The sequence below is a fragment of the Klebsiella sp. MPUS7 genome (genome assembly GCF_009905335.1).
GTDB classification, from domain to species: domain Bacteria; phylum Pseudomonadota; class Gammaproteobacteria; order Enterobacterales; family Enterobacteriaceae; genus Klebsiella; species Klebsiella grimontii.
In genome coordinates this window covers 2,704,676-2,720,934 of record NZ_CP047604.1, presented here as the reverse complement: position 1 = coordinate 2,720,934, position 16,259 = coordinate 2,704,676, and the positions used below count along the sequence as shown (strand labels likewise).

Annotated in this window: 22 protein-coding genes; 4 read left to right on the top strand and 18 right to left on the bottom strand. The window is 56.4% G+C overall.

What is annotated here, in order from left to right:
• Positions 1 to 11: 11 nt before the first annotated feature.
• The 3 genes from map to GUC22_RS12810 form a co-directional block, all read right to left on the bottom strand.
• Positions 12 to 791 (bottom strand): type I methionyl aminopeptidase, encoded by a 780-nt coding sequence (map, locus tag GUC22_RS12820; RefSeq protein WP_160183545.1) that lies wholly within the window; start codon positions 789 to 791, stop codon positions 12 to 14.
• Positions 772 to 990 carry a ParD-like family protein gene (locus tag GUC22_RS12815; RefSeq protein ID WP_004102160.1) on the bottom strand — a complete coding sequence of 73 codons (219 nt, stop codon included), beginning with the start codon at positions 988 to 990 and terminating at the stop codon, positions 772 to 774. The genes map and GUC22_RS12815 overlap by 20 nt, the downstream gene beginning before the upstream one ends.
• Before the next feature lie 87 nt (positions 991 to 1,077).
• Entirely contained in the window at positions 1,078 to 1,545 is a 468-nt protein-coding gene (locus GUC22_RS12810) for a winged helix-turn-helix transcriptional regulator (protein ID WP_024358132.1), read from the bottom strand.
• A gap of 61 nt (positions 1,546 to 1,606) precedes the next feature.
• On the opposite strand from GUC22_RS12810, the gene GUC22_RS12805 reads away from it, so the two are divergent.
• A complete protein-coding gene (locus GUC22_RS12805) occupies positions 1,607 to 1,843 on the top strand; it encodes a tautomerase family protein (protein WP_064342719.1) in 237 nt (78 codons plus the stop codon).
• 112 nt (positions 1,844 to 1,955) lie between these two features.
• Here the strand turns inward: GUC22_RS12805 and GUC22_RS12800 are convergent, their stop codons facing one another.
• Both GUC22_RS12800 and GUC22_RS12795 read right to left on the bottom strand, forming a co-directional pair.
• The gene (locus tag GUC22_RS12800; RefSeq protein ID WP_064342720.1) at positions 1,956 to 2,624 is read right to left on the bottom strand and encodes a class I SAM-dependent methyltransferase; all 669 of its coding nucleotides are present in this window, start codon (positions 2,622 to 2,624) and stop codon (positions 1,956 to 1,958) included.
• Positions 2,625 to 2,697: 73 nt separating this feature from the next.
• The gene (locus GUC22_RS12795; RefSeq protein ID WP_049089764.1) at positions 2,698 to 3,585 is read right to left on the bottom strand and encodes a LysR family transcriptional regulator; all 888 of its coding nucleotides are present in this window, start codon (positions 3,583 to 3,585) and stop codon (positions 2,698 to 2,700) included.
• 96 nt (positions 3,586 to 3,681) lie between these two features.
• Here GUC22_RS12795 and GUC22_RS12790 point away from each other — a divergent pair, with 96 nt between their 5' ends.
• Positions 3,682 to 4,737, top strand: coding sequence for an SDR family oxidoreductase (locus GUC22_RS12790; protein WP_024358130.1), 1,056 nt, complete (start codon positions 3,682 to 3,684; stop codon positions 4,735 to 4,737).
• A 126-nt stretch (positions 4,738 to 4,863) separates the two neighbouring features.
• Here the strand turns inward: GUC22_RS12790 and GUC22_RS12785 are convergent, their stop codons facing one another.
• The 7 genes from GUC22_RS12785 to GUC22_RS12755 are packed head-to-tail and all read right to left on the bottom strand — an operon-like array spanning position 4,864 to position 10,168.
• Entirely contained in the window at positions 4,864 to 5,619 is a 756-nt protein-coding gene (locus GUC22_RS12785) for a GntR family transcriptional regulator (protein WP_049086351.1), read from the bottom strand.
• A 14-nt stretch (positions 5,620 to 5,633) separates the two neighbouring features.
• Positions 5,634 to 6,374 (bottom strand): sugar isomerase domain-containing protein, encoded by a 741-nt coding sequence (locus GUC22_RS12780; RefSeq protein ID WP_064342721.1) that lies wholly within the window; start codon positions 6,372 to 6,374, stop codon positions 5,634 to 5,636.
• Between the two features lie 16 nt (positions 6,375 to 6,390).
• Complete coding sequence (locus GUC22_RS12775) at positions 6,391 to 7,701, bottom strand: PTS ascorbate transporter subunit IIC (protein ID WP_049089761.1); 1,311 nt, start codon at positions 7,699 to 7,701, stop codon at positions 6,391 to 6,393.
• A complete protein-coding gene (locus tag GUC22_RS12770) occupies positions 7,698 to 7,985 on the bottom strand; it encodes a PTS sugar transporter subunit IIB (protein WP_004136384.1) in 288 nt (95 codons plus the stop codon). The genes GUC22_RS12775 and GUC22_RS12770 overlap by 4 nt, the downstream gene beginning before the upstream one ends.
• A gap of 25 nt (positions 7,986 to 8,010) precedes the next feature.
• A complete protein-coding gene (locus GUC22_RS12765; RefSeq protein WP_004136382.1) occupies positions 8,011 to 8,454 on the bottom strand; it encodes a PTS sugar transporter subunit IIA in 444 nt (147 codons plus the stop codon).
• Positions 8,447 to 9,187: a creatininase family protein gene (locus GUC22_RS12760; protein WP_024358126.1), complete on the bottom strand. Its 741-nt coding sequence runs from the start codon at positions 9,185 to 9,187 to the stop codon at positions 8,447 to 8,449. The genes GUC22_RS12765 and GUC22_RS12760 overlap by 8 nt, the downstream gene beginning before the upstream one ends.
• Before the next feature lie 9 nt (positions 9,188 to 9,196).
• Positions 9,197 to 10,168 (bottom strand): phosphotriesterase, encoded by a 972-nt coding sequence (locus tag GUC22_RS12755; RefSeq protein WP_024358125.1) that lies wholly within the window; start codon positions 10,166 to 10,168, stop codon positions 9,197 to 9,199.
• Positions 10,169 to 10,603: 435 nt separating this feature from the next.
• Here GUC22_RS12755 and GUC22_RS12750 point away from each other — a divergent pair, with 435 nt between their 5' ends.
• Positions 10,604 to 10,852, top strand: a complete 249-nt coding sequence (locus GUC22_RS12750; RefSeq protein ID WP_004136375.1) for a hypothetical protein — start codon at positions 10,604 to 10,606, stop codon at positions 10,850 to 10,852.
• Positions 10,853 to 10,888: 36 nt separating this feature from the next.
• Here the strand turns inward: GUC22_RS12750 and GUC22_RS12745 are convergent, their stop codons facing one another.
• Positions 10,889 to 11,782 (bottom strand): oxidoreductase, encoded by an 894-nt coding sequence (locus GUC22_RS12745; protein WP_064342724.1) that lies wholly within the window; start codon positions 11,780 to 11,782, stop codon positions 10,889 to 10,891.
• A 146-nt stretch (positions 11,783 to 11,928) separates the two neighbouring features.
• Here GUC22_RS12745 and GUC22_RS12740 point away from each other — a divergent pair, with 146 nt between their 5' ends.
• Positions 11,929 to 12,153, top strand: coding sequence for a YdcH family protein (locus GUC22_RS12740; protein WP_004136373.1), 225 nt, complete (start codon positions 11,929 to 11,931; stop codon positions 12,151 to 12,153).
• A gap of 45 nt (positions 12,154 to 12,198) precedes the next feature.
• On the opposite strand, the gene GUC22_RS12735 is transcribed toward GUC22_RS12740, so the two are convergent.
• The 5 genes from GUC22_RS12735 to GUC22_RS12715 all read right to left on the bottom strand — a co-directional run bounded on the left by GUC22_RS12735 (position 12,199) and on the right by GUC22_RS12715 (position 16,202).
• The gene (locus GUC22_RS12735) at positions 12,199 to 13,035 is read right to left on the bottom strand and encodes an alpha/beta fold hydrolase (RefSeq protein WP_004136371.1); all 837 of its coding nucleotides are present in this window, start codon (positions 13,033 to 13,035) and stop codon (positions 12,199 to 12,201) included.
• 302 nt (positions 13,036 to 13,337) lie between these two features.
• A complete protein-coding gene (locus GUC22_RS12730; protein WP_024358123.1) occupies positions 13,338 to 13,772 on the bottom strand; it encodes a cyclophilin-like fold protein in 435 nt (144 codons plus the stop codon).
• Positions 13,773 to 13,776: 4 nt separating this feature from the next.
• Complete coding sequence (locus tag GUC22_RS12725; RefSeq protein WP_154932979.1) at positions 13,777 to 14,577, bottom strand: carboxymuconolactone decarboxylase family protein; 801 nt, start codon at positions 14,575 to 14,577, stop codon at positions 13,777 to 13,779.
• Between the two features lie 21 nt (positions 14,578 to 14,598).
• Positions 14,599 to 15,195: an NAD(P)H-dependent oxidoreductase gene (locus GUC22_RS12720; RefSeq protein ID WP_024358121.1), complete on the bottom strand. Its 597-nt coding sequence runs from the start codon at positions 15,193 to 15,195 to the stop codon at positions 14,599 to 14,601.
• 98 nt (positions 15,196 to 15,293) lie between these two features.
• Positions 15,294 to 16,202 (bottom strand): LysR family transcriptional regulator, encoded by a 909-nt coding sequence (locus GUC22_RS12715; protein ID WP_004136364.1) that lies wholly within the window; start codon positions 16,200 to 16,202, stop codon positions 15,294 to 15,296.
• Between the last annotated feature and the right edge of the window lie 57 nt (positions 16,203 to 16,259).

The window sequence follows — 16,259 nt, the reverse complement described above, 5'->3', positions numbered from 1 at the left end:
TGTTGTTGGGGCTAGTCTGGAATCACTTCATCTTTACGCAGGGTCAGAACCTCGAATCCCTCCGCGGTGACGGCGACGGTGTGCTCCCACTGCGCGGACAGTTTTTTATCGCGGGTGACCACCGTCCAGCCGTCTTTTTTGGTTTTAATGCGGCTATCGCCCTGATTCACCATCGGTTCAATGGTAAACACCATCCCTTCCTTAAGTTCGGCGCCGGTGCCGGGTATGCCGTAATGCAGCACCTGGGGATCTTCATGCATCTCTCTCCCCACGCCGTGGCCGCAGTACTCCCTGACCACGCTATAGCCGTTGCCTTCGACATAAGTCTGAATCGCATGGCCGATATCGCCCAGCGTCGCGCACGGCCTGACGACCTTGATCCCTTTCCACATCGCTTCGTAGGTTTTCAGCACCAGCCGACGGGCCAGCGGCGAAACGTCGCCAATCAGGTACATTTTGCTGGAATCGGCAATCAGCCCCTCTTTTTCCAGCGTAATATCCACGTTCACAATCATGCCGGATTTCAGATGCTCGCTCTCCTTTGGCATACCGTGACAAACCACTTCGTTGATCGACGTATTCAGCACGTAGGGGAAATCATACTGCCCTTTGCTGGCCGGGCGTGAATGCAGATCGTTGACGATAAAATCCTCCACCCGGTTGTTGATGGCCATGGTGGAGATACCGGGCTGAATAAATGTATCCAGCATGTCGAAAACCGAGGCCAACAGCTTGCCTGCGCGGCGCTGTCTGGCCAGTTCGTCCGCGGTCTTAATGGGAATTGATAGCATTGATCACCTCCAGCAAGCGGTCTGAGCCGGACTTCAGCATCATCAGCTTGATCTGCTGATGGTTAAGTTCGGGATAGAGTTCGCTCATCATACCCAGACGGATCCAGTACTCCGCCTGGGCGTTGACCGAACGCGACATCGCCTTGCTGGCATCACGAATATCGTCGTGCAGCAGGTCGGAAATTTTTACAATACCCATTTATACATACCATAACGTTTTATATATGTTTCGTATATTACGCCTCCCCGCTCAAGCTGACAACGTTTGCCGCTTTTGTTGCCAGCGCTACGGGTTGCTAACCTTAAGAGTCACTATCTGGATGTTCTGAGAGTCAACAACGGTGCCTTTTGTCGTCACAAAGGCGTTGTGGACAAAGTCCCCGCTCTCTTTATCCACCAGGGCAATATGAGGCTCATCATGCAGGATATTTTTATGCCCCCACGCCATCAGGGAAAACAGGATCGGCGCCAGGCTGCGGCTTTTTGGCGTAAGAATATACTCATAACGTTCGCGCGCCCCTTCTTCCTGATAGGGCGTTTTGCTCAGTAAACCCAGCTCCGTCATTTTCTTTAACCGGTTTGCCAACGTCTGCTTAGGCATTTTTGTATGCGAGCGGATCGTTTCAAAGCGGGTCACGCCGTATAAAGCCTCTCTTAAAATCAACAAAACCCACTGATCTCCCAGGATTTCCGCTGCCGCAGAAAGCCCGCACAGCTCCGGTAGTAAGTACGTTACTGAATTATTTTTTGACATGTCCGCTTTCGCTCTCTAATCTGAGTATGAATTTTAGACCTAGATTATTAAGGAGAATACAATGCCCTTCGTCAATGTACAAACCATTAAAGGAATTATGAACCCGGAGCAAAAAAAAGAACTTTTACGCCGCATGACCGATCTGATTGTCGAAATCGAAGGGAAAGGCGATCCTGAATTTCGGCGTTCAGTCTGGGTGCGTATTGACGAGCATGAGCCGGAACAGTGGAGTCTGGGCGGTATTCAGCCCACGGCTGAAACGATCGCGGCAAAATTTTCGTCGCCTAAGGCGTCATAACCTGATGGCGTTTTAACACGTCATACCTGCGGGAAATTGCGGACAACCTTGATGTCCGCTTTTACACCGCCCGTCTGGTGCTCAAAACGGCCATAAACCGACTCTCCGGGGCTTATTTTACGCAACATACCACGGTCGCATGATCCCACCATGGGTTCTCATTGACGTTCACCTCAAGCACATCAAAATGTTCATCGCGGATCTCGTCCAGGAGAGCCTGGAGCGGTCGCAGCGTACGCCAGGGTTGACCCTCTTTAAATAAATGATGGCGAATGGGATCGTAAGCGGCCACGTCTTCCGGGTGGCGAGGGGTTCCGCACATCGAACCGACGACAAACCGTCCTCCCGGCCTGAGCAATCTTCTGACTTCGGTAAAGCAAAGGTGGCGAGCTTCGTCAATCAGGCAATGCGTACAGCTGCCATCGATAATGAGCTCAAACGTCGCATCCTGGCACTGATGAATATGGCAGACATCCCCGACAAAAAATTGAGCCGCCAGCCCCGCTTGCTGAAAACGATTTTCTGCCCAGCGGATCGCGGTTGCGGACAAATCCATCCCCCACACGGAATAGCCTCGTTCAGCAAAGTACTGCGCTGCCATGGCGCCATTCCCGCACCCCAGCTCAAGGACTGGCGCTCCGGGTTGGGGAAAGTACTGCTGTAAATCAAGCCAGCTAAACACCCGCTCCTGTTGTTTCTTTGCCCTTAAGTAACCCTCGCCAGCCCAGGCGATGGCACCATTTTCCAGCAGCTGGCGGTACATTTTTTCATAGGGATTCATCGTAAAGACGCCTTTTTCAGCAACAACACAGGCCACTCTACTCCCTATCGCGCAAGAAGAGATCCCCCCGTTTTTAGCGACTCCCCGTTATCTTGGGCAGTAATTGCTCAATCACGCTGATAATGCTTCTGACCCGCTGCGGAATAAAGCGGGCGTCAGGGTAAACCGCATAGAGGAAGCGATCGGGTAATCGCCAGGCGGGTAAGACCGGCACCAGCCTGGCGGATTGTAAAGCGTTGGCCGCGAGGGGCAACTGCATGCCACCGATACCAATACCGGACTCCAGCGCCTGCAGCAGCGCTTCGCTGGTGTTAGCCCGAAACACGGTATTGACTTTCACATCGACCGTTTTATCACCCGAGACCAGCCGCAGCGGCGCGTCCTGCGCGATGCCGCTGAAACGTACGTGCGGATGGGCAGCCAATTCGCTCACGCAATGCAGTTCTTTAAAACCCGGGGCGGCGAATAGCGCGGTTTCAATACGCGCCAGCACGCGCGCCGCATGCCCTTGAGGCGGTTCACTGCTTAACCGCAGCGCGACATCCACCCCTTCAGTAACCAGATCGGCAATGCGGTCATCAAGTGAAAGCGTCAGATGCAGTCCGGGGGTCATTTTCTGCAGCGCCAGCAGGTGCGGCAAAAAGATCTGTCCCAGGCCGCTCGGTAGCTGCACATGTACCCTGCCTTGCCGCTGACTCTCGCTGGGGTTTAAGCGCCTTTCAGCGTCGCGCATCGCTTCCAGCAAAAGCTGCATATCGCGCCGGTAGCTTTCCCCCTGCTCGGTCAACGCCATCGCCCGCGTCGTTCGATGCAGCAAGACCACCCCGAGCTCCTCCTCCAGCGCCGCGATCTGCTGGCTGACTGCGGATTGTTTCATCCCGCACTGGCGGGCCGCCGCCGAAAAAGATCCCGCTTCGACGACGCGCAGAAAGGTGGCAATGGCGTTGAGCTTATTATTCATTTAATGATTCTTCTTATAAGTACCATCGAATTTATGGGATATGCGTGAAAAAAATAATATATCACACTGCCTCCGTCCCCCCTTTGGAGAAGCAACGTGAATAAGAAACCGCAACCCAGGATCGCGCTGGTCGCCGGCGCCAGCGGCATTGTAGGCAGACAGCTAGTGAAAACGCTGTTGCGCCATCGGTGGGAGGTCATTGGCCTCAGCCGCCATGCCTCGCCTCACCCGGATGACATTCCCGTTATTAACGTCGATTTACTCGATGCGCGGGACAGCGCGCAGAAACTGCAATCGCTCAACGGCATCACCCACATTTTTTACAGCGCATGGTTGAACGCGGCGAACTGGACGGAAATGGTTGAACCGAACGTCGCCATGCTGCGCAATCTGGTCAGCAACATCGAGAAAACCTCACCGCTGCGCACGGTAAGCCTGATGCAGGGATATAAAGTTTATGGCGCGCATCTTGGTCCGTTCAAAACCCCGGCGCGAGAAAGCGATCCCGGCGTACCCGGGGCCGAATTTAATGCCGCTCAGCTCACGTGGCTCAGCCAGTTCCAGCGCGGAAAAACGTGGCGCTGGAGTGCGCTCAGGCCGGGCGTGGTCGGCAGCACGGTGCCCGGCAACGCCATGAATCTCGCGCTGAGCATCGCGCTCTACGCCTCGCTGTGTCGGGCGCAGAATTTACCGCTGCGCTTCCCCGGCTCGGAACAAACCTGGCGCAGTATCGTCGATCATACTGACGGCGGATTGCTGGCGGAGGCCACGCTGTGGGCCGCCACCTCGCCGCAGGCGGAAAATCAGGCGTTCAACGTCAATAACGGCGACCTCTGGCGCTGGTGCGAGCTGTGGCCGCGCATCGCGGACTGGTTTGAACTGCCTTCCGCGCCGCCGGTCAGGCTCTCCTTTCACCAGCTGTTTGTCGATTACCGCGCGCAGTGGCGCGAACTGGCCGGGCAGGATCTGGTGGAGGCGGATATTTTACGGCTGAACGACGGTACGTTTGCCGATTTCGTCTTTAGCTGGAACTACGACATGTTTGGCGATGGCAGCAAACTGCGCCGGGCGGGCTTCACGGACATGCAGGCCACCGACGACATGTTTTTCCGCCTGTTCGCGCAGCTGAGAGCCGCACGCGTTATCCCCTGAAACAGCATGCTTTTAACCGTCAGCCGGCGTCGCGCGAGCAACCTACGATTCAGTTTTTCGCCTCTTCCTCGCGCTTCGATACGCTGGCAAAAATCTGCCAGCCGATATTCTCGCCTGGGAGGCGGATTAACGCCCTTTTTCGATGGTGCAGGCCCACTGCTGGCTCATGCTGCTCTGGCTGGTGGCGATTTGCAGCGACAGGCTGGCGTCAAGGGTATGCGTGACGCTGTATTCAAGCACCACATCATCCAGATCGCGGGCCACCCGTTCAATGCGAAACAGCGGCGCTCCCGGTGTGATATTTAACAATCCCGCCGTGCGGCTATCGCAGCACACCGGCGTATAGCGCTCCGTGGCGTTGGCCGGCGAGTAGCCGAACGTTTCCCGCAGCTGCTTGTATAGCGATCGGCTGCCGTCCACGTGGCTGAGATCGTTGTAAATACGGCCATTAAGCCACGTCAGCACATGGCCAACCGGCCGATCGCCCTGCACTAACAACCGTTCCAGACGCATCAGCTGACAGCCTAAATCCAGCCCCATTTGCTCCGCCACCTGGCGGTCGGCCATAGTCGAAATCAGCGACAGTACTTCTACGGCTATCTCACCGGGCTCAGCAAAGCTCGTCAGTACGTCCGGGAGGTCGGTGTAGTATTTCTGCAGTGCATCGCGGTTGATAAACGTCCCTTTACCCTGCTCGCGGTACACCATGCCAATACTGGCCAGCGAATCTATCGCCTGTTTAATGGTGCCGCGCGCGACCTTGAACTCCCCGGCGAGCAGCAGTTCGCCCGGGAGCTTATCGTCATAGGTAAAAGAGAGGATCCGCTGCAGGATAACGTCTTTTATCCTTAAATAGAGAGGGAGTCCATCCGACTCAAACATACTTGTGCTCCAACTCAGAGGTAGTGTATCTGGCTCCTGTAAGCGCTCAGTATATCCTGATTTATCGCCTGATTACCGTCTATGTTTGCGCTGGCGAGAATGGGCGGCGTGCGCGCATTTTCCAACATGATTTCGCAAATACGTAATACCAGGCTGTTGGCGATAGCCGCGCCCATGATGGTAGAGAGCGGCGCGGCTTTCTGCGCCATCCCCGGCAGGCTCACCGCCGCATCGCCATACTCGCAGTGGTTATCAATGGTGATATCGGCAATATCCACCAGCAGTTTGCCGCTGGAGTGGCGAGAGGTCACGCGCGCCGCCGTCGCCAGGCTGGTAATCGCGATAACTTTTGCGCCGCAGGCTTTCGCCGCCAGCGCGACGTCAATGGTAATGGCATTCCGCCCGGAAACCGAGTGGATCAGCAGCGTATCGTCAGCCCTTAGCGGCGACTGCTCCACCAGTACCCGGCCGAGATTTTCCACATTTTCCACCGCGCTGGTGAGAGTTAATGGCCTGACGTTAAGCATCAGCGCAGGCGTGAAAAGCGGATTGATAATGGCCAGGCCGCCCGCCCGATAGCTCATCTCCTCCGCCAGAATTCCTGCGTGGCTGGCGCCAAAGACAAAGATGTTGCGCTGGGCCAGAATGCTTGCGGTCATGGTTTCCGCCGCCCGGGTGAGATCATCGGGGCGCTGCTCAAGCAACGCCAGCTTCTGGCGGATCTGGCTGTAGTACTGTTTCAGTGCCTGACTCATAGACTTCCTCCCGATATCAGAACGTCAGCATGCGGGTTAAAAGATGAATGACCGGCGCGAGGACAAACATATCGCTGTCGCCCGCCCACAGCGCGGTATCCGGGATCGTGCTGTCGATAAAGCCGGTGACGCAGAAATACTGCCCCCAGGCGACCACGGTGGAGGTGATAAACCCCGCCAGCAGCGCGCCTTTATAGCCTCCGGTAATATTGCCGAAGACCCCCGCCGTCCCGGCGTGAAAGAAAATCACGATCATGCTGGGAATAAAGACGTAGCCGGTATAGCGGCCTATCAGGGTCAGCCACAGCAGCGAGCCAACAAACGCGCCGACAAACCCCAGCACCACCGCGTTTGGCGCAAAGTTGAACAGTATCGGGCAGTCGAGCGCCGGTTTTGCGCCGGGGACCAGCCGCGAGCCGATGCCGTTAAACGCCGGCACCATTTCGCCAATAAACATCCGTACGCCGAGCAGCACCACGGCGATGCCGCCGGTAAACATCAGCGATTGTTTGAGGGCATAAATGTAGAAGCTCAGATCGCCGGATTGCGCCAGGATCTCCGCGGCTTTCGGCGTACCTTTTATCTGCAGAATAAAGGTGCCAATAAAGAACAACAGCGCCATGGTTAACGCGGTCACTACGTTGGAATCGCGCAAAAAACCGAGCTTTTTAGGAACTTTAATATCCTCGGAGCTGATTTTGTTGCGGGCAAATATCTGGCCGAAAATCGCCCCCAGCAGCGCGACCGAGGCGGAAGTATGCCCCAGGGCCACGTTGTCGTTACCGGTGATTTTCCGCACCCAGGGCTGAACCAGCGCGGGCTGTAAGGTCCAGTACACGCCCATAATAACCGTCAGCATCAGCGTCAGCTGTACTGCGGAAATAGCGGGCGCGGTGTTCACCATCACTCCGGCAAAGATCATCGTGGTCCAGAACATCATATGTCCGGTCAGGTAGATGTACTTAAAGCGCGTCAGCCGGGCCAGCAGCAAATTAATGGCGAATCCGCCGGCAATGGCGATGGTCACGCTGCTGCCGTAGCGTTCGCTGAAGCGCGCCTGGCCGATAATATTGGTCAGGTTCATCGAGCTCAGCCCGAAGACTTCGGTCCAGATCGGTTGAAATATCAACAGCGCGGAGACGATAATCCCGGCCCCCGCGCCGATGATCAGAAAGCCCAGGATCCCCTTCAGCGTGCCGGACACAATATCCGCCAGCGATTTCTTTTGCAGCACCAGGCCGAGCAAGACAATCAGGCCAATTAAAATCGACGCTTCACCAAAGATATTGATGGTTATCCAGCGCAGTACGCCAAGAAACTCGCTCATGATGGCTCTCCCGCGGGCAGAATGTTCGCCTGCGTCAGCGCCGCGGTGATTTCCGCGTTGTCGATATAGTTGTTCACCACCACCACCGGGCAGGACAGATGCTTAAGGTTATCTACCAGTTCCGCGTTGGTTATCACCACATCGGCGTTGGCCGACGCGGCGGAAGAGACATCCATATGTTCCACGGAGGCCTGAATCCCGTGCTGTTTTAACACCGCCTCAACGTTCATTTTTAAAATCAGGCTGGAGCCCATACCTAAACCACAGACTGTCAGAATTTTCATCGCTATTCACTCCGTGTTAATCACGCTACAAACGCTGCGAGCCGCTGGCTAACAGCCGATAAAGTTGTTCTGGGTCGCGAGAATGCATCAGGGTATGCAGGTTATTTTCATCGCTGAGTACGGTGACGATATGCTGGATAAGGCGGATATGCGCATCGCTGCTGGTTGCCGACAGGCCCAGCACCACCTGCACCGGATCGTTTTCCGCATGACCAAACGCCAGCGGTTCGCGCAGCCTGATCGCGCTGATCTGCGCTTTCATCGCCCCCTGTTCCGGGCGGGCATGCGGCAGGGCCAGCCCGGGGGCAATGACAAAATAGGGGCCCAGCTCGCGGTAGCTATCGACCATTGCCTGGACGTATTGCGGGCTGCAGGCTCCCGCGCGGCACAGCGCGTTCCCCGCCTCGCGGATGGCCTCTTCCGGGCTGTTGGCCGCACAGTCGACGTTTATTGCCTGACGCTCAATCATGAGAGGCTCCTTGCGCTAAATGCTGGCGGATGGAAACCAGCGTGGTCTCCAGCGCCCGTTGGACAAACGCGCGCCCTTTCTCTTCGCTGGCGGCAGTCGGATCGCCCAGCACCGCATAATCAGAGAACGCGGTCCAGGGTATCGGCTGATAACGAAAATTCTGCGGAAAATCAGGATAGTGTTGCCGAGCTTTTGTCATGTTGACGAATTCCGGCGCCAGCGCCAGCATCAATGAGGTCTCGACTTCGTCGGCATGCATATAACCGGGATAAGCCACCGCCGAGGTTTGCCGCTTTTTTACCTCCTCATCCATCCCCGCCCAGCTGTAGCCAAGTAGCGTGATGCCCTGCTCCTTAAGCTGACGGGAAGCGGCTTTAATGGCGTCGAAATTACCGTAATGCGCGTTAATCACCGCCGTGGTGGTGATACCGTAGCTGGCCATGTTTTCCGCCAGCGACACCAGCAGCGAGGTCAGCCGCTCATTACCGATATCAATCGCGCCCGCGTGGCCGCGCAGGGACCAGACCTGGCTGTAGGAAACGACCGGCAGGCTCAGGGCGCACTCGCCCAGTTGGTCATCAAGCAGCGCGCAGAACCGCTCGGCCAGCAGGTTATCGGTATCCAGCGGCAGGTGGTCGCCGTGCGGTTCGACGGCGCCGAGCGGCAATAAGGCTATCCGCGCCTTTTGTAGCGCCCGCCTGGCCTCGCGTTCGTTTAAATGATGCAGCTTCATCACGCCTCCTCAGGCAAAAGCGAGGTAACGAGCCGGGTTGTCGACGAAAAAATCGTGCAGCAGCGCTTCGCCGTCAAATCCGGCTTCCCGCGCCTCTTCAAGGAACCTTGGCCGCCAGTCGTTAAGGATGAACTTCAGCCCCAGCCCCCCCTTGCCGTAGTGCGCGCTCATTGATTTACGGGCAAAATCACCGCCGATTAAGATCTGTTTTTGATAACCCCGCTGGCACAGCGCCAGGATGGCCTGGGTGCGGATATGCTCAGGGTGGTATTTGATGCGGCTGATACCGTCGAAAGAGAGAAACGCCCCGGTGTTGGCGATCTGACGGTGCAGCCAGGGATCGGGGTTGCGATCCATATGGGCAAAACATAAGCGGGATAAATCCAGCCCCCATTTTTTGAAGATCCGCGCCTGCTCGAGTCCCATCGTCCCCATTTCCGTATGGCTGTGCATTGGCGCGCCGGTGCGCTGCTGGGCGCGAACGATCACCTCCATGGTTTTTTCTTCCAGCGGGGAAATGGTGTTGTAGCCGGTGCCGCACTTCACCACGCCGGCCCGATGCGCGGTGCCCTCTATTCCCTCTGTGACCTCGCGACAGACGTGCTCAACCAGTTCATCAATCTCTGAATGTTCGATCCACTCGGCAAAAGTCTGCGCTGAGCCTGGCCGCTTGCTGCTCCAGAGAAAACCTTTGTTGAAACCGGCGGTGGCGATGATGTGCAGCTGCTGGCGCTGCGCCATGGCGGCGACGGCTGCGGCCTGACGACCATAGTCCGGCGCGGTGGCGTCATAGATGGCGCGGCCGCCCGCCTCACGAAAATCGCTTAATTCACGCTCTGATGCCTGTGGATCGTCGAGTAACAGATCGTCATCCTGACGCTCGGCCCAATAGGGCGGAATACAGTAGATATGGTCGTGGCTGTAGGTGACACCCAGCTGATGAGCGGAAATATCCCCGTTTAACGTTCGAATGATGCCCATGTTACTTACTCCCCGGAACGGATAAGAAGGTGCTTTCAACATAGGCCCGCCCCACTTGACCAGTCAAGTGATCAAGTTCGCATCGGTCATATAAAATTTCTATCTGTGAGGGCGGTAGATATTTAAAACGCGATAACGGCGCAGTACACCGGTGACTTTCAGGCAACAGAAATAATATCTGTAAGAGGATCGTGCCGGGGACGATAAAGTGACGTTGTCACATATAAACTCTTCAAAGGGAATACCGCTGCTTATGGAAAAAAATGCATTCCCCACAAGGTCGTGACGAATTTTATTTATTATAAACAATAAGTTAAATATATCATCAGCACATTTCATCTCAGGCTAATAATCAATATCATTGATTAAAATGTTTAATTGAATGAATCGATAAAAAGAGTATTGTTAAAAACAATGATGAGTGGAGATAAATAAATGTTACGTGATTTTTTGAAGGTAGAAAAAGAGGATCGTCTGGTCGAACAACAGGACGCCAGCAGCGATAAAGTTAATTCAACGGACGTCACCGAATGGATTATTGTGAATAAAAATGGCGATAAAAAAGGCCGGGTGGCGTTATTCAATCAATTTACCACCCGTCGTTCCTATTGCGTGAATTACCGCATCACCCAGTTTGATAATAGCGGCAACGTGGTTGTCGACCGGCTGGCGGAATCAATCTGATCCCGGGAAACGTTATCACGGTAGTGTCCCGCGCCTTTAGCCCGGGCCGTCGCTGGCGGCGGCCAGCAGCGGCACAATCACATCGCTGAGCGGCGTGGGGATATGGTGAATACGACCATATCGCTGCACGACCCCGTTGCGAATATCCCACTCCAGCGGCAGCCCGGCCTCGCGATCCGTAAGTATTGAAGTGCTTAAATCCGGGGGCGCGCGATGGAAACCGGCGAGAATTTCCTGCGGCACGCCGTCGCCCAGGCTGGCGCCTGCGGCGCGCGCCACCGTCAGCCCCTCCTGCAGATAGGCTAAAGCCAGCGCCGTGATATCTTCGCGGGCAAACATCCCTGCCCGCCTCCCCGTCAGCACCATCAGACCAGCGACCGCATTTTGCAGCAGTTTCCGCCACGCAACGGAGAGGAAATCAGCGCTAACGTCCACTTCACAGCGGGTGTCCCGTAGCGCATGCTTCACCCGTTCAGCCCCCTGGACATCGGGCAGCGTCAGCCGCGGTTTCGCCCGCAGCCAGACTGACGCCTCGGGTTCACGCTGCGCCGGGAACCAGACGACCGATGGCAGCACGGTCGCTTCCGCTACGTACGGTGCGAACTGCGTCTTTTGTTCAACGCCGTTCTGGAGCACGCAGACAACCGTGCGATCGTGGCATAGCGCTTTCAACCACGGCGCAATCGCCGTAATTTGCGTCGCTTTTACCGCCACAAAGACCAGGTCGAACGGCGCGACGACCGATGCCGGTTCCGTCACGACGGGCCCCGGCACCACAATCTTCCCGCCATCGAAACGCAGCGACAGCTGCGGGTGCGCGCGGCGACCGCATACCAGAGGCGTACGGCCAACCTCGTGCAGCGCAGCGGCGATGGTGGTACCAATTGCGCCCGGGCCTATCAGCGCAATGGTGGGTTCTTCAACTGTCATCTATGCCTCCAGGCCGCTTCCGGCCCCTGAGATTCAATGGGTATGTAACATAAACGCGACTTCGTTCTCATTACCATTTTATTCATATGGGTAATCTGAATGTGTGTGTCAGCGTACACACTTATCACCATCAACAAGGAAGGTACATGTTTCCAGAATACAGAGAGCTAATTTCTCGATTGAAAACCACGCACCCGCGCTTTCAGTCGCTATTCGAAAAACATAATGCACTCGATCACGACATTTCCCGCATAGAAGGAGTCGATGGCAAAGGATACAGTCTCGAGCTCGTACATATGAAGAAAGAAAAACTTCTGTTGAAGGATGAAATGCTGAAAATCCTCCAGCATGAAAGCCTGAATCAGGCCTGAAGTGTGTGATAAGGCCGCCGGATGGCGGCCTTTCTTATCCCGCAGCTACGCGCGGATAAACGCCAGCAGATCGGCGTTAATGACATCGGCGTGCGAGGTATGCATACCGTGCGGAAAGCCGGGGTAAATTTTTAGCTGGCTGTTCGGCAGCAGCTTATCCTGCAGAATGGCGGCGTTTTGATAAGGCACAACCTGATCGTCATCGCCCTGCATCACCAGCACCGGTAGCGTAATGGCTTTTAAATCCTCGGTCTGGTCCGTTTCAGAAAACGCCTTAATCCCATCATAATGCGCCTTCGCGCTGCCGGTCATTCCCTGACGCCACCAGTTCTGAATGGTGCCCTGCGACACCTCCGCGCCATCGCGGTTAAAGCCGTAGAACGGCCCGGACGCCACGTCGAGATAAAACTGTGAGCGGTTGGCGGCCAGCGCTTTGCGAAAACCATCAAATACCTCGATTGGCGTACCGCCAGGATTACTCTCCGTTTTTACCATCAGCGGCGGAACCGCGCTGATCAGCACCGCTTTGGCCACACGCCCCTGCGGCTGACCATACTGCGCAACGTAGCGCGCAACCTGCCCGCCGCCGGTAGAATGGCCGATATGCACGGCGTTATGCAGATCCAGATGTTCCGCCACCGCCGAAGCATCGGCGGCATAATGGTCCATATCATGACCTTCACTTACCTGATCGGAACGACCGTGACCGCGTCGGTCAATCGCAATCACCCGGAAGCCTTCTGCCAGGAAAAACAGCATCTGGTTATCCCAATCATCGGCGCTCAACGGCCAGCCGTGATGAAATACGATCGGCTGCGCCTCCTTCGGGCCCCAGTCTTTAAAGAAAATATTGACGCCGTCTTTGGTTGTCACAAATGCCATGTTACAAACTCCTCTATTGAGAAAACAAGGCTGCGGGCCTGACGCCTGCAGTTAGTCGGGGGTAAAGGCTGGATGTTCTGTCCGATGACGATAGTGTCTCGTTAGGTTTGAAAACGACCTGGCTGGAAAAGTGTAGATGATTTTCGCCGATGCGGGAGGCGCGGTTGGCAGATAATCCTCAGCGGGCGGCAATGGCTACGGCAGAATGGGATATCGCAACGCAATGAAACTGTCCAGAGCCTGGACAGTTTCATTCATCATGCTGAAGTGAAATAACGATCTGTTTATTTAACGCGCTATGCCTACTCAACATACCGGCTGATGGTCACCGTCGCTGTGCCCGGCTGGTCAAGCGATTTAAGCCCCTCGACCACCCGGCCAAGCTTTATCAGCCCGGACGATTGGCGAAAATCCTCGCGAAAAATGGCCAGATTGCCCCACGGCGCGTAATAGGCGATGTCGCCGCGCCGTGGGGTTAGCGATGCGCCAGGATCCGCCTGGCGCAACTTAGCCGGCAGCCAGGCGATTTTTTCCGTGGAACCATAATCCTCAAGCTTCACCGTCATCGGCAGCTGTGCCAGGAACTCATTAGCCGCTGCGCTCTCATCCAGCAAACCGACTACCGTCGTTGCGTTAAACGCAAACTGAATCTTCACTCCGTTCTCCTGCCCGGCAGAGAATGCCGCGCCCGTTGTTGCCATAAAAATGATTAGCGTGGCGCTAAGAGAGTTGAACATCCGCTCACCCTGCCAGGCCGCGAGCGCGCAGGACTTCACTGACCACCGCTACCGCCGAAAAGGCGTTTGGCCAGCCGGCATAGAAAGCGGCATGCGCAACGACCTCTCCCGCCTCTTCCGCGGTGAGGCCGTTATCCATCGCCCGGTTAAGGTGGTAGCCAATTTGCGCGCTTTGCCCGGCGGCAATCAGCGCGCTGACCGTCACCAGGCTGCGGTCGCGCGGCTTCAGCCCCGGGCGCTGCCACAGGTCAAGAAACAGCGGTTGCGTTGTGAACTTCACCAGCCCGGGGGAAATCGCGCCGACGTTCTGCTCTACCGTTGTTGAGCGCTGCTTTTCCATCGCCTGATTAAGAGGAAGCAGCTCCGGGGACGCCGAAGCCAGCTGCTCGCGGCCAATACCGCGCGCGATAAAAATATCTTTCGTCACCGCAACGGCGGACATCGCGTTAGGCCAGCCGGAATAAAAAGCCAGATGAGTAACGATCTCGGAGATTTCAGCCGCTGTGACCCCGTTATCCAGGGCAACGTCAACGTAATGTTTTAGCTCCGCGGGCTGGTGACGGGCGATAAGGATCGCTACGGTCACGATGCTGCGATCGCGGCGCGAGAGTTCATTTCGCGCCCAGAGATCCTCTGTCAGCACCTCGCTGCCGAAACGGGCAAGCGCGGGCGCGACGGATTGAACATCTTCAACGGACAACTGGGTTGGGCTAAATAGAGCCATTTTTTCACCTCTTTTTTCTTCAGCCAGGACGGGAGCGCCCAGCATCAACGACATGGCGGCAGCGGTAATAAAAGCTTTCACGATAAATTCCTCATCGGCATATTAATTCGTCAACCTTTCCACCAGCTGGCGCTGGTACTCAGGAAGCCGGCGGCGGCTGGCATTCTCAAAAGCCAGCGGGGGAAGCCAGGTCATGCCCGCATGCAGCGCGCTGGCCTTCATCGGCGTAAAGACGTCGGCCAGGCTGACGCCGATCCGCCCGGACTCGCCGTAGGTGGATTCACCTCCCGCGGCCGTCGTCACGATCATCATCTCTTTGCCCTGCCATATCCCCGGCCCCACGCTACCCCAGGTATTGTTCAGCCAGGCCTTCATCATCGGCGTGATGTTGAACCAGTGGGTCGGGAAAATAAAAACGACGCGCGCGTGTTCCCGCATAAGCCGTCGCTCTTCATCGGCATTGATGTTTCGGCTGTCAAAGCCGTAAAGCGCCTCGAGATTGCGTACGGTCACGCCGGGCACGCTTCGCGCAGCCTCCTCCAGACCTTTGGTCATGACCGATTGTTCAGGATAAGGATGGGAGACAATAACCAGCGTGTTAGCCTCGGCGGCACGGCTGGTAGGGGTAAAGCTAAACAGAAACGCGGTGACGGCCAAAAGCCAGAACAGACCGGGAATACAGCGGTGCGAATAGTTCATCAAGCTCTCCTTCTCTTTTGCCACAGGTTAAGGCGCGGAATAAGAAGGAGCCAGCCCTCGCTATCGAATGGGGCTGTGAGTTATTTTCATCAATCGGGCTACAGACCGAGCGGCTTCATTTCCCGCACAAGGGAGATTAACAGGCGCAGCCCGGTGGGAAGCTGATGACGGCTGGAGTAATAGATATAGAATCCCGGTCCGTATGAGGCCCAGTCGGTCAGCACCAGACGCAGGCGCCCGGCGCTGACGTGCTCTGCTATCAGCGGTTCCGGCAGGTACATCAGGCCGAACCCCTGCAGAATGGCCACTACGCCCGTCTCCGCCAGATCGACCGTTAACAGCGGCGGCACTTTGACGGTGAGCTGCTCTTCGCCGCGTTCAAACTCCCATTTATAAATCCGGTTGTTTCCCAGACGATTGCTGACGCAGCGGTGCTGGTGAAGATCGTTGGGATGCCGGGGTTCGCCAAAGCGGGCAAGATATTCCGGCGACGCCGCGACCACCCAGCGCACATCGGCGGACAGGCGCTGCGCCACCATATCTTCCGGCACGGTTCCGCCATAGCGGATCCCGGCGTCGAAGCGCTGTTCCGTGACGTCGACAATGCGATTGCTGGCCACGATATCCAGCTCAATATCGGGATAACGTTCGGCAAAAACCGGCAGTACCGGAGCCAGCAGCAGCGTGGCGGCCTCAACGGCGACGTTAAGCCGAATATGCCCCGCCGGCGAATCGCGGAACTGGTTGAGCTGTTCCATCGCGGCATCGATGGAGGCGACCGGCTCGCTTACCGCGCTGGCCAGGCTCTCGCCTGCCGCCGTCAGGGTGACGCTTTTGCTCGTGCGGTTCAGCAGGCGTACGCCCAGCCGCGCCTCAAACCCCTTCAGGGCGTGGCTTAGGGTCGAGGCGCTCACCCCAAGTTCGACGGCAGCCTTACTAAAACTATGATGGCGCGCGATGGCGCAAAAATAGATAAGGTCGGCCATATCGGCACGGTTCACATTCATACGGCCTCGCTAACGGGGTAAAAGATAAGCTAAAAAAATAACGGTACCTTGATGTCA

Excerpts from the sequence above, each read along its gene's own strand:
- map (WP_160183545.1), bottom strand. The coding sequence starts at position 791 with ATGCTATCAATTCCCATTAAGACCGCGGACGAACTGGCCAGACAGCGC.
- GUC22_RS12815 (WP_004102160.1), bottom strand. The coding sequence starts at position 990 with ATGGGTATTGTAAAAATTTCCGACCTGCTGCACGACGATATTCGTGAT.
- GUC22_RS12810 (WP_024358132.1), bottom strand. The coding sequence starts at position 1,545 with ATGTCAAAAAATAATTCAGTAACGTACTTACTACCGGAGCTGTGCGGG.
- GUC22_RS12805 (WP_064342719.1), top strand. The coding sequence starts at position 1,607 with ATGCCCTTCGTCAATGTACAAACCATTAAAGGAATTATGAACCCGGAG.
- GUC22_RS12800 (WP_064342720.1), bottom strand. The coding sequence starts at position 2,624 with ATGAATCCCTATGAAAAAATGTACCGCCAGCTGCTGGAAAATGGTGCC.
- GUC22_RS12795 (WP_049089764.1), bottom strand. The coding sequence starts at position 3,585 with ATGAATAATAAGCTCAACGCCATTGCCACCTTTCTGCGCGTCGTCGAA.
- GUC22_RS12785 (WP_049086351.1), bottom strand. The coding sequence starts at position 5,619 with ATGTTTGAGTCGGATGGACTCCCTCTCTATTTAAGGATAAAAGACGTT.
- GUC22_RS12780 (WP_064342721.1), bottom strand. The coding sequence starts at position 6,374 with ATGAGTCAGGCACTGAAACAGTACTACAGCCAGATCCGCCAGAAGCTG.
- GUC22_RS12775 (WP_049089761.1), bottom strand. The coding sequence starts at position 7,701 with ATGAGCGAGTTTCTTGGCGTACTGCGCTGGATAACCATCAATATCTTT.
- GUC22_RS12770 (WP_004136384.1), bottom strand. The coding sequence starts at position 7,985 with ATGAAAATTCTGACAGTCTGTGGTTTAGGTATGGGCTCCAGCCTGATT.
- GUC22_RS12765 (WP_004136382.1), bottom strand. The coding sequence starts at position 8,454 with ATGATTGAGCGTCAGGCAATAAACGTCGACTGTGCGGCCAACAGCCCG.
- GUC22_RS12760 (WP_024358126.1), bottom strand. The coding sequence starts at position 9,187 with ATGAAGCTGCATCATTTAAACGAACGCGAGGCCAGGCGGGCGCTACAA.
- GUC22_RS12755 (WP_024358125.1), bottom strand. The coding sequence starts at position 10,168 with ATGGGCATCATTCGAACGTTAAACGGGGATATTTCCGCTCATCAGCTG.
- GUC22_RS12750 (WP_004136375.1), top strand. The coding sequence starts at position 10,604 with ATGTTACGTGATTTTTTGAAGGTAGAAAAAGAGGATCGTCTGGTCGAA.
- GUC22_RS12745 (WP_064342724.1), bottom strand. The coding sequence starts at position 11,782 with ATGACAGTTGAAGAACCCACCATTGCGCTGATAGGCCCGGGCGCAATT.
- GUC22_RS12740 (WP_004136373.1), top strand. The coding sequence starts at position 11,929 with ATGTTTCCAGAATACAGAGAGCTAATTTCTCGATTGAAAACCACGCAC.
- GUC22_RS12735 (WP_004136371.1), bottom strand. The coding sequence starts at position 13,035 with ATGGCATTTGTGACAACCAAAGACGGCGTCAATATTTTCTTTAAAGAC.
- GUC22_RS12730 (WP_024358123.1), bottom strand. The coding sequence starts at position 13,772 with ATGTTCAACTCTCTTAGCGCCACGCTAATCATTTTTATGGCAACAACG.
- GUC22_RS12720 (WP_024358121.1), bottom strand. The coding sequence starts at position 15,195 with ATGAACTATTCGCACCGCTGTATTCCCGGTCTGTTCTGGCTTTTGGCC.
- GUC22_RS12715 (WP_004136364.1), bottom strand. The coding sequence starts at position 16,202 with ATGAATGTGAACCGTGCCGATATGGCCGACCTTATCTATTTTTGCGCC.